Here is a 10,443-nt window from a genome sequence, read left to right as displayed (position 1 = left end):
TTGGCCGGTCCCTCGGTCGACGCGCACTGGCTGTCGGCGGTGGCCGTCTTGTTCAGCGCGAGGTTCGTCGCCGGCGGGTTGGAGCCACCCGTCAGCTCGAAGTCGTCCACGTCGAACAGGCCGCCGGTGCCGGTGCCGACGAACACCAGGAACAGCGCGCCGGAGCCCGCGGTGATCGTGGTGCTGACGTCGACGAACGTGCCGTAGCCGCCGGTGTTGCCGACCGCGACCGACCCGAGCAGCGGCCCGGTCTGCGAGCCCGACCGGATCTGGATCGTGCCGCCGGTGCCGCCGGAGGCGACCCGCGCGGTGAAGCCGGTCTTGCCCGAGACGTTGACCGACGAGTACCCAACCCAGTCGCCGCCGTCGATGTAGCCGACCCGGTTGCCGCCGTGTGCCGCGCCGTCGGCGACGATCTGCACGCCGGACTGCGAGGTGAACGACTCGGCCTCGACCCGCCCGGTCGGGGGCTGGACGGTGCCGGTGTTCAGGGTGAACGAGTCGACGTCGTAGAGCGCGCCGGCGCCGCCGGTGAAGACGAGGTACAGCGTGCCCGCCGTCGACGGCGCGTTCGCGATCGCGCCGGTGACGTTGACGAACGTGTCCCAGCCGCCGGTCACCGGGACCGTCGCCGAGCCGAGCAGGGTGCCGGTCGGCGAGCCGGCCCGCAGCGAGATCGTGCCGCCGGCGCCGGCCGACGAGACCCGGGCGCTGAACGACGTGGCGTTGTTCAGCAGGTACGGCTGGAACGAGATCCAGTCACCGTTCTGGATCTCCCCGACGGTCTTGCCGCCCTCGGCCGAGGCCTTGTCGAACACCTGGACGCCCTGCATGGCGCCGAAGTGTTCGGCCTGGCGCAGCCGGGGCTGCAGGATGTGCTGCTTGTGCGCGACGAGGCCGCCGTTGTCGGTGTACTCGGCGTCGAACACCGCGAAGACGTTCGCCGCCGCGTCGTGCTCGCCGTCGGTCGGCACGGTCATCGTGCCCGAGCAGCCGGTCTTCTGGCTGATCTGATGGCCGTGGCTGTCGTGGCCGAGGATGTAGGTCAGCTTGACCCGGTTGCAGTCGATGCTGCCGTCCTCGGGATCGGTGACGGTGATCTGGTACGGGATGGTGTCGCCGAACGAGAACAGGGATCCGTTGGGCGGGGTCGTGATGGTGACCGTGGGCATCGTGTTGCCGACGCTGATCGTCACGCTCGCCGAGCCGGTGGCGTTCTGCGGGTCGCGGACGGTGAGCGTCGCCGTGTACGTGCCGGCGTTGGTGTACGTGTGCGACGGGTTCGCGGCGGTCGAGGTACCCCCGTCGCCGAACGCCCACGAGTAGGACAGGGCCTGGCCCTCCGGGTCGCTGCTGCCCGCCGACGAGAACTGGACGGCCAGCGGGGCCGGTCCGGACACCGGGTTGGCGCCCGCGACGGCGATCGGGGCGCGGTTGCCGCCGCCGATGTACTCGATGCGGTACAGCGCCGAGTTGGCGTCGCCGTTGCCGAAGCCGGCGCCGTAGTCGAGCACGTAGAGCGCGCCGTCCGGGCCGAACGCCTGGTCCATGATCTGCATGCCGGACCAGGGGAAGTTCTCGATCGTGCCGGGGGAGCCGTCGGCGTTGACCGTGACCGCCTTGATCCAGCGGCGGCCGAACTCGCCGGCGAAGAACTTCCCGTCGAGCGACTGCGGGAACTTGACCGCCGACGGGTTGCTGACGTCGTAGCGGTACACCGGTCCGCCCATCGGCGACTCGGAGCCGCTGCCGAACTCGGGCGGGCTGCCGGCGTCACCGGCGTAGCGGATCCAGGACGGCCGTGCCGGCGGGAGGGTCTGCTGGCCCGTGTTGCGGAAGGAGTTGTTCGTCGGGCCGCCGGTGCAGTTGTACTTCGGGCCGGTGCTGTTGCTGGCGAAGTTCCACTCGTTGTAGGTCTCCGACGTCGTGTTCGTGCCGGTGCAGTACGGCCAGCCGTAGTTGCCCGCGCTCGTCACCCGGTCGAACTCGACCTGCCCGGACGGTCCCCGGTTCGCGTCGGTGACGCCGGCGTCGGGGCCGTAGTCGCCGACGTAGACGATCCCGGTGGGCTTGTCGACGCTCATCCGGAACGGGTTGCGGAACCCCATCGCGTAGATCTCCGGCCGCGTGTTCGGCGTGCCGGGCGCGAACAGGTTCCCGGACGGGATCGAGTACGAGCCGTCCGCGTTCACCTTGATCCGCAGGACCTTGCCCCGCAGGTCGTTGGTGTTGCCGGCGCTGCGCTGGGCGTCGTACGCCGGGTTGCGGTCGGTCCGCTCGTCCAGCGGCGAGTACCCGTTGGAGTCGAACGGGTTGGAGTCGTCGCCCGTCGACAGGTACAGGTTCCCGGCCGCGTCGAAGTCGAGGTCGCCGCCGACGTGGCAGCACATGCCACGGTCGGTGCCGACCTCCAGCACGACCTTCTCGCCGCTCAGCGTCCAGTTGGTGTTCAGCGTGAACCGGGACAGCCGGTTGACGCCCTTCCACACGTTCCAGTCGCCGCCGGACGCGGGGGCGTCGCCGCCGGGCGTGCTCAGCGGCGGCGCGTAGTAGAGGTAGATGTACCGGTTCGTGGCGAACCCCGGGTCGATGGCGACGCCCTGCAGGCCCTCCTCGTCGTGGGTGTAGACGGGGATGTTGGCCACGACGGCCGTGTTCCCGGCGGCGTCGGTGCGCCGCAGGGTACCGTTGCGGGCGGTGTGCAGCACCGAGCGGTCGGGCAGCACGGCGATCGACATCGGCTCGCCCACCTCGTTGATGCCCTTGGCGAGCTCGACCTGCTGGTAGTCGGAGGCGGGGATGGCGGCCGCGGCCGGCGCTGGCGCCGCGATCGCGGCGATGCCGGGGGCCAGGAGGAGCAGGGCGGTGGCGGCCGCCCTGCGGGCACGGTTCGGCGGTGACATCGGTTGGGGTCCTTCCCGGACACGCGGGGTGTGGCTCGGGCCGGTATGGCTCGGGCCGGGTGTCGGGTGTCGCTTGGGCCGCCGAAGCCCCAGGCATCCACCGGTTGCGATGTTTCGTGGCGATGACGGTACATACTCGGGTTTGTAAATGCAATAACCGAACCCTCGGTGCAAGAAGTTGACCGCGCTACCCTCTGCCGCGTGCTTGCGGACGCGTACGAGATCCACCTGACGGTGCTGCCGTCGCCGCTGCTGGCCGGGGTCGTCGCCGGGTGCGGGTGGAAGTACACCCGGATCGTCCTGGACCGCGGGGACTGTCCGGACCAGCCGATGCTCACGCTCGGCGCGCGCGGCTCGCTGCCGGCTGCCCGTTCGGTCGCGTCCGATGCCGCGGCCCGGCTGGCTTCCTCCGGGCTGACGGTGACGCGGGTCAAGATCGAGGGGTCTCCCGAGCATCCGGCGGTCGACGGCGGCTACTTCGAGCACCACGTGAAGCTGCTGCTCGCCGGTGCGCCGGACGCCGTCCGCGAGGTCGCCGTGCGGCACGGCGCGCACGTGTCCCGCAACGCCCGGCGGACGTTCCCGGACGGCCGGTCGCACCGGTTCGTCACGCAGCGCTGCTACGACGTCGCCCGGGCGGAGGCGGCGCGGCGGCTCGCGGCGCTGCTCGCCGACCTTTCCGCGTTCGAGATCGTGGAGGTCGAGGAGGAGTTCGTGGTCGTGGACTCCAACCCGGCCGTCGACGCGGGCTGGCTGTCGTGAGCGCGCGGCTCGCCGCCCTCGACCACGTGCTCGGGCTGGTGGCCCGGTCCGGGTGCGTGGACACGCTGGTGCTGCGGGGCAGCACGACGATGGCGGCGTGGTTCGGCGACCGGGCCCGCGAGCCCGGTGACCTGGACTTCGTCGTCCGGCCCGGCGCGGCGGAGGGCGCGCGCCCGTGGCGGGCCTCGGCCGTCGGCGCTCCCCGGCCGCACGATGCGGTGTTGAAGCTCGTCGAGGAGCACCCCTCGGCGGGCTGGGTGCGGTTGCATCCGGCCGACGCCGTGCACGGCCGGTCGTACGGCTACTACCCGGGCGGTGCCCGGACGGTGATGCCGTTCTCCTCGGACGACGGATCCGGCGGCACCGTCCAGCTCGACTTCGCCTACGACGAGTCCCTGCCGGAGCCGCCGGTGCTGACGGCCGTGCCCCGGTACGGCGGCGGCACCCCGCACGCGCTGTGGACCGCCTCGCCGGCGCTGTCGCTGGTCTGGAAGCTGCAGTGGCTCATCGCCGACCACGCCGAGCGCGGTGTCGTCGGCGGGAAGGACCTCTACGACGCGGTGCTGCTCGCCTCGCTCGACGGTCTGGTGGTACCGCCGCGGCTGCGCCGGCTCGTGGACCGGGACGCGCTCGGGGCGCTGCCGGGGTGGGCCGTCGACGGCCATCCGTCGGTGGCGGGGTCGGCCGGCACGTGGCTTTCGCGACTGTCGGCTGCGCTGCGTGTGCTGGATCTCGACGGAGCGTGATCCGGTCTCGTCCTGGGCGGAACTTGTCGGGCGGGCGTCGGCAACACTCGCACAGAAAACCGGTCATGGGGTGACCTGTTTCGGTCGGCACGATGGCGACATGACCGCATCGGCCGTCGGCTGCGCCGGCGCTGACGCCCCAAACGACCGAGAGGAAACGCGATGCTCGATCCGACCGGCTTTCCCGAACCCACCCTTGTCTGCGTCAACGGTGTGGAACTCGAGGTCTTCGAAGCGGGCCGAGAGAATGCAGGAAACAGCGTGGTAGCGCTGAGCCTGCCCTACCAGGAGCGCGGCGAGACGCCCTGGATCGAGTTCATGGAGGCCGTCCTCGGCGCCGACTTCTACTTCGTCCACTTCAACCGGAAGCCAGGCGTCGCAGACGCCGTGCTCGACGAGCACACAGCCCAGTTCCTGCGCAACATCTTCCGGAAGAACGAGCCCGCGAAACCGCCTCAGCCGGGCATGGTGATGATCGATCTGGCCCGGGCGGAGACCCCCCTCGGCGAGCCCGTCATGAGCGACGGAGAACTGGCCGTCTTCATCTCCGCCTTCGAGGCGACCGGCTTCACGGGCAGCATCAACTGGTACCGGAACCTCGACCGCAACTGGCGCCTGCTGGCCGACGTGGACCCGGTCATCCGGCAGCCCGCACTCATGATCTACGGCGACCGTGACGCGGTCCTGAGGTCTGAACGGCTGACAGCGTTCGTGCCCAACGTGGAAGTGGTCAGCCTGGACTGCGGTCACTGGATCCAGCAGGAAAAGCCGGACGAAACGAACCAGGCGATCCTGAAGTGGCTGGACCAGCGGGCTGCCGTCTAGGCGAGCGTTGTGACACCTCGGCGTGATCTTCGTTGAGCGTGTCAGCGAAGATCACGCCGGGCGGCGGGTCTCAGACGTGGGCCGGGGCCAGGTCCTCCGTGATGAGGCTGTAGACCGCCATGTCCGCGCGGCCGCCCGCCCGGGTCGGTGCAACGCTGCGCAGGATGCCCTCGAAGTGGAAGCCTGCCCGTTCGGCCACGCGGCGGGACGCCGGGTTGTTCGTGTCGACCTGGAGGGTGATGCGGGCCTGGCGCTGGGTGGTCAAGGCCCAGCGGGCCACGGCGGCCGCCGCCTCCGCCGCGTAGCCGTGGCCGCGCGCCCACGGGGCCGTCCAGTAGTGGATCTCCGACGTCTGGGCCTGCCAGTCGGCGCCGAACAGTGAGACGTGGCCGACCAGCGGGCCGCCCGGCCGGGGGACGACCGCGAAGCCCACCCCCTTGCCGTCCAGGCGGCGCTGCTCGATGCCCGTGGTGCACCAGGCGAGGGCGGTTTCCAGGTCGGCGGCCGCGTACGGGTAGTCCACCGGGGCCGAGGCGATGAACCGCTCGTCCTGCCAGGCCCGGTGGACCTCCGGGGCGTCCGCGCGGGTGAACGGGCGCAGCAGGAGGCGGTCGGTCGTCAACGTGTCGCGGTCGAAGATCTCGGCGTGGTGCATTCCCGGTATCGTCGCAGACGTGTCCATCCCCTCGTTCGGGACGTGGCCGACGCCACTGGAGCCGGCCCGGCAGCTCGCCGCGGCGGTCGGGCTCGACGAGCTGTGGGTGAAGCGCGACGACCTCACCGGGCTCGGCGGTGGGGGCAACAAGGTGCGCAAGCTGCGGCACCTGTGCGCGCAGGCGCTCGCCGCGGGAGCCACCCACCTCGTCACCACCGGGGCCGCCCAGAGCAACCATGCCCGGCTCACCGCCGCCGCCGGGGCGCGGCTCGGGCTGGCCGTCACGCTCGTGCTGCGCGGTGACCCGCCCGCGCAGGCGCGGGGCAACCTCGTGCTCGACCTGCTCGCCGGGGCCCGGATCGTCTGGGCCGGGGACCGGGCGACCGGCGAGGTGGCCGCCGAGCAGGAGCGGCGCGTCCGGGACGACGGGGACGTGCCGTTCCTCATCCCGTTCGGCGGCTCCAGCCGGCACAGTGCGCGCGGCTATCTGGAATGTGCCCAGGAGCTCGAGGCCCAGCTTCCCGGGATCGACCGCGTGGTCGTGGCGCTGGGGTCGGGCGGGACCGCGGCGGGGCTGGTCGCCGGGCTCGGGGCCGCCCGGGTGGTCGGCGTCGACGTCGGGGCGGTGCCGGACCCGGTGGCGACCCTGCGGGCGCTCGGGGTGGAGGGCGAGCTGCCGATGATCGAGCGGGGACAGGTCGGCGCCGGGTACGGCACGCTCGGCCCCGGGGTGGCCGACGCACTGCGGCTGGCGGCGCGGACCGAGGGGCTGTTCCTCGACCCGACGTACACCGGGCGGGCCCTGGCCGGGCTGCGCGCCTGCGTCGCCGACGGGCGCATCGCGCGCGGGGAGCGGACCGTCTTCGTGCACACGGGCGGCCTGCCCGGGCTGTTCGCGCACCCGCAGATACGCCCGGAGCTGCAGCCCTAGAGGAGTTTGTCGATGGTGATCGGGAGGTCGCGGATGCGCTTGCCCGTCGCGTGGAAGACCGCGTTGGCGATCGCCGGGGCCACGCCCACCAGGCCCACCTCGCCCACGCCCTTCACGCCGACCGGGTTGAAGCGGTCCGGCTCGCCGACGAAGACCACGTCCAGGTCGGGGACGTCGGCGTTCACCGGGATCAGGTAGTCGCCGAAGGTCGCGTTGGCGATCCGCCCCGTGTGCGGGTCGGTGACGGTCTCCTCCAGCAGCGCCATGCCGATGCCGCCCACCGTGCCGCCGATGATCTGGCTGCGGGCCGTCTTCGGGTTGAGGATGCGGCCGCCGTCCACCACCGACACGAGCCGGGCGACGCGGACCCGGCCCAGGTCGGCGTCCACGTGGACCTCGGCGAAGCGGGCGGCGAACGGGCCCGCCGGGGCCAGCCCCAGCTCCTCGGGCTTCGACGGTACCGCCGAACCGTCCGCCGTCAGCTCGGGCAGGTCGTGCCGGTCCAGCATCTCGCGGTAGCTCTCGCCGCGGGACGGGTCGTCGGCGTGGGCCAGGCGGCCCTCGGCCGCGACCACGTCGGCGGCGGTGAGGCCGCGCAGCGGGGAGGCGACGTCGTCGGCGACCAGGTCGAGGAACGCCTGGATGAGGCGGTGGCCGGCGGAGTGGATCGCGCTGCCGAGGGACGCCGTCATGCCCGAGCCGCCCTGCATCGGCGCGGCCGGCAGGTCGGTGTCGCCGAGGCCCATCCGGACCTGGTCGACCCGCAGGCCGAGCAGCTCGGCCGAGAGCTGGGTCATCACCGTGTACGTCCCGGTGCCGATGTCGGTGGCGGCGCTGCGGACGTAGGCGCGCCCCTCCCGGTCGATCGTCGCCCGGGCGTCGCACGGCTGCTGGAACCAGAAGAAGCTCACGCCCGCCATGCCGTACCCGACGAGCGTGTCGCCGCGGCGCATCGAGCGGGGCTCCGGGTTGCGGTCCCACCAGCCGAACCGGGTGGCGCCCAGCGCGTAGCACTCGCGCAGCGCCTTCGACGACCACGGCAGGCGCAGCTGCGGGTGCTCGTCGGCGTGGTTGCGCAGCCGCAGCTCGACCGGGTCGAGGCCCAGCTCGTAGGCCAACTCGTCGAGCGCGCACTCCAGCGCGAAGTGGCCCTGGGCGTCGCCGGGGCCGCGCATCGAGGTCGGCACCGGGACGTTCAGGCGCTTCTGGCGGTCGCGGTTGGTGACGTTCGGGCAGGCGTACCCGACGGAGGAGACGGTGGTGACGGACTCGGCGATGTTGTCGTCGTCGACCGCGACCGGCTGGACCGAGTCGTGCTCGATCGCGGTGAGCACGCCGTCGCGGGTGGCGCCGATGCGGATGTGCTGGACCGTCGCCGGGCGGTGGCCGATGCCGGTGAACATCTGCGGCCGGGTCAGCGCCAGGCGCACCGGCCGCTCCACCAGGCGGGCCGCCATCGCGGCGAGCAGGACGTGCGGCCAGACCCGCAGGCCGGCGCCGAAGCCGCCGCCGACGTACGGCGCGAGGACCCGCACGTCGGCCGCCGGGATCCCGAACGCGCCGGCGAGCGCATCCCGGACCGAGTCGGGCCACTGGGTCGTGTCGTGCACGGTGAGCCGGTCGCCGTCCCAGGCGGCGACGGTCGCGAACAGGCCCATGGGGTTGTTCGTCTCGTCGGGCGTGGTGTACCGCCCGCCGGCCACGACGTCGGCCGTGGCCAGGGCCGCGGCGGCGGCACCGCGGGTCCGGTCGCTGCCGAACGGGTCGTCGACCGTGACCGCCCGCGGGTCGTCGAGGCCGAGCACGGCGTCGACCGGCTCGTAGCCGGCCTCGACGAGCCGGGACGCCTCCGTCGCCTGTTCGATCGTGTCGGCGACGACGAGACCGATGTACTGTCCATGATGGACGATCTTGGTGTGCTGCAGCGGCGGGGGCGGCTGGCGCCACAGGCCGGTGTCGGGGGCGGGGTTCAGGTGCGGCGCGTCGCCGGCCGTCACCACGGCGAGGACCCCGGGCACCGCCCGCGCCCGCGCGGTGTCGAACCCGGTGACCCGCCCGGCGGCGATCGTGCTGCGCACCAGGGCCGCGTGCGCCATGCCCGGGTACGTGACGTCGATCGGGTACGGCGCCCGGCCGGACGTCTTGCGCGGGCCGTCGACCCGGTCGATGTCGGTGCGCTCCAGCGTGGTCATCCGGCGCCTCCGGCGGTCGTGCGCAGCGCCCGGACCACGGTGCGCTTGGCCAGCTCGACCTTGAACTCGGTGCCGGGCACGGTGAACGGCTGCTGCACGGCGGCCTCGGCCGCGGCCCGGTACGACGCCTCGGAGGCCGGCGCGTCGCGCAGCACCTCCTCGGCCTCCCAGGCCCGCCACGGCACCGTGCCGACGCCGCCGAGCGCGATGCGCGCCGCGGCGATGACGCCGCCCTCGGCGACCGTCGCGACGGCGGCCGAGGTCAGCGCGAACTCGTAGGAGGCGCGGTCGCGGACCTTGAGGTAGGTCGAGCGCGCCCCGGCCGGCAGCAGCGGGATCTCGACCTCCGTGATCAGCTCGCCGTGCCGCAGGACGTTCTCCCGGTCCGGCGAGGTGCCCGGCAGCCGGTAGAACTCGGTGAGGGGCACCGAGCGCGGCCCGCTCTCGGACCGCAGGTGCACGACCGACCCGAGCGCCGTCAGCGGCACCGCGAGATCCGAGGCGTGCAGCGCGATGCAGGCCGGCGACGCCCCGAGGATCGCGTGCATCCGGGCGACCCCGTCGACGGCGGCGCATCCGCTGCCCGGCCGCCGCTTGTTGCAGGCGCCGACCCCGGGATCCCGGAAGTACCGGCACCGCGTGCGCTGCAGCAGGTTCCCGCCGATCGTCGCCATGTTGCGCAGCTGCGGCGACGCGCCCAGCAGCAGCGCCTCGCGCACGAAGGGCGGCACGGCCGGATGCGCGGCCAGCTCCTCCATCGTCGTGGTCGCGCCGACCCGCACCGCGGAGTCGGTCACGGTGACCCCGCGCAGCGGCAGGCGGCTGATGTCGACGAGCCGCCGCGGCGCGACGACCCCGTCCTTGAGCATGAGGTCGAGCTGCGTCGTCCCGCCGGCCAGGAACACGGCCTCCGGGTCGGCGCTGACCGTGGCGATCGCGCTCGCCGGGTCGGCGGCCAGGGTGTACCCGACGCTCATCGGCCGGCCACCTCCCGGATCGCGGCGACGATGTTCGGGTACGCGCCGCAGCGGCACAGGTTGCCGCTCATGAACTCGCGGATGTCGGCGTCGGTGCCGGCCCGGCCCTCGTCCAGCAGGGCCACGGCGGACATCACCTGGCCCGGCGTGCAGTACCCGCACTGGAACGCGTCGTGCCGCTGGAACGCCTCCTGCATCGGGTGCCCGCCGCCGAGCCCCTCGACGGTGAGCACCTCCCGGCCGTCGACCTGCGCGGCGAGGGTGAGGCAGGCGAGCACCCGCCGGCCGTCGACGTGCACCGTGCACGCCCCGCAGGCGCCCTGGTCGCAGCCCTTCTTGGTGCCGGTGAGGCCGAGCCGGTCGTGCAGCGCGTCGAGCAGCGTCACCCCGGCGGCCAGCCGCAGCTGCTCGGTCCGGCCGTTGATGCTGGTGGTCACGGTGATCTCGTTCAT

At 73.0% G+C, this 10,443-nt stretch carries 9 protein-coding genes; 4 read left to right on the top strand and 5 right to left on the bottom strand.

Annotated features, from left to right (window positions below; all coding sequences use genetic code 11):
- The coding region (locus IEZ31_RS17075; protein ID WP_190250840.1) for a carbohydrate-binding protein at positions 1–2,903 on the bottom strand (2,903 nt) is incomplete at its 3' end.
- A gap of 201 nt (positions 2,904–3,104) precedes the next feature.
- On the opposite strand from IEZ31_RS17075, the gene IEZ31_RS17070 reads away from it, so the two are divergent.
- The 3 genes from IEZ31_RS17070 (at position 3,105) to IEZ31_RS17060 (ending at position 5,236) form a co-directional block, all read left to right on the top strand.
- Complete coding sequence (locus IEZ31_RS17070; protein WP_229835273.1) at positions 3,105–3,665, top strand: hypothetical protein; 561 nt, start codon at positions 3,105–3,107, stop codon at positions 3,663–3,665.
- Positions 3,662–4,411, top strand: coding sequence for a nucleotidyl transferase AbiEii/AbiGii toxin family protein (locus IEZ31_RS17065; RefSeq protein WP_190250839.1), 750 nt, complete (start codon positions 3,662–3,664; stop codon positions 4,409–4,411). Before IEZ31_RS17070 ends, IEZ31_RS17065 begins: the two co-directional genes overlap by 4 nt.
- A 162-nt stretch (positions 4,412–4,573) precedes the next feature.
- Entirely contained in the window at positions 4,574–5,236 is a 663-nt protein-coding gene (locus IEZ31_RS17060) for an alpha/beta fold hydrolase (protein ID WP_190250838.1), read from the top strand.
- 70 nt (positions 5,237–5,306) lie between these two features.
- On the opposite strand, the gene IEZ31_RS17055 is transcribed toward IEZ31_RS17060, so the two are convergent.
- Positions 5,307–5,891: a GNAT family N-acetyltransferase gene (locus tag IEZ31_RS17055; RefSeq protein WP_229835271.1), complete on the bottom strand. Its 585-nt coding sequence runs from the start codon at positions 5,889–5,891 to the stop codon at positions 5,307–5,309.
- Between the two features lie 19 nt (positions 5,892–5,910).
- On the opposite strand from IEZ31_RS17055, the gene IEZ31_RS17050 reads away from it, so the two are divergent.
- Positions 5,911–6,822, top strand: a complete 912-nt coding sequence (locus tag IEZ31_RS17050; protein WP_229835269.1) for a pyridoxal-phosphate dependent enzyme — start codon at positions 5,911–5,913, stop codon at positions 6,820–6,822.
- Here the strand turns inward: IEZ31_RS17050 and IEZ31_RS17045 are convergent.
- Genes IEZ31_RS17045 through IEZ31_RS17035 form a run of 3 tightly spaced genes read right to left on the bottom strand, consistent with a single transcriptional unit; the run spans position 6,819 to position 10,434 of the window.
- Positions 6,819–9,014, bottom strand: coding sequence for a xanthine dehydrogenase family protein molybdopterin-binding subunit (locus IEZ31_RS17045; RefSeq protein ID WP_190250835.1), 2,196 nt, complete (start codon positions 9,012–9,014; stop codon positions 6,819–6,821). The two genes, IEZ31_RS17050 and IEZ31_RS17045, sit on opposite strands and share 4 nt — an antisense overlap.
- A complete protein-coding gene (locus tag IEZ31_RS17040) occupies positions 9,011–9,991 on the bottom strand; it encodes an FAD binding domain-containing protein (RefSeq protein ID WP_190250834.1) in 981 nt (326 codons plus the stop codon). The genes IEZ31_RS17045 and IEZ31_RS17040 overlap by 4 nt, the downstream gene beginning before the upstream one ends.
- Complete coding sequence (locus IEZ31_RS17035) at positions 9,988–10,434, bottom strand: (2Fe-2S)-binding protein (RefSeq protein WP_229835278.1); 447 nt, start codon at positions 10,432–10,434, stop codon at positions 9,988–9,990. The genes IEZ31_RS17040 and IEZ31_RS17035 overlap by 4 nt, the downstream gene beginning before the upstream one ends.
- Positions 10,435–10,443: the final 9 nt, after the last annotated feature.

The sequence above is a fragment of the Dactylosporangium sucinum genome (assembly GCF_014647515.1).
Taxonomy (GTDB): Bacteria; Actinomycetota; Actinomycetes; order Mycobacteriales; family Micromonosporaceae; genus Dactylosporangium; species Dactylosporangium sucinum.
This window is presented reverse-complemented; position numbering and strand designations above follow the sequence as displayed.

Bases quoted from the DNA above. Each gene is read 5' to 3' on its own strand.
- IEZ31_RS17045 (WP_190250835.1), bottom strand. From the start codon at position 9,014: ATGACCACGCTGGAGCGCACCGACATCGACCGGGTCGACGGCCCGCGC.
- IEZ31_RS17060 (WP_190250838.1), top strand. From the start codon at position 4,574: ATGCTCGATCCGACCGGCTTTCCCGAACCCACCCTTGTCTGCGTCAAC.
- IEZ31_RS17040 (WP_190250834.1), bottom strand. From the start codon at position 9,991: ATGAGCGTCGGGTACACCCTGGCCGCCGACCCGGCGAGCGCGATCGCC.
- IEZ31_RS17055 (WP_229835271.1), bottom strand. From the start codon at position 5,891: ATGCACCACGCCGAGATCTTCGACCGCGACACGTTGACGACCGACCGC.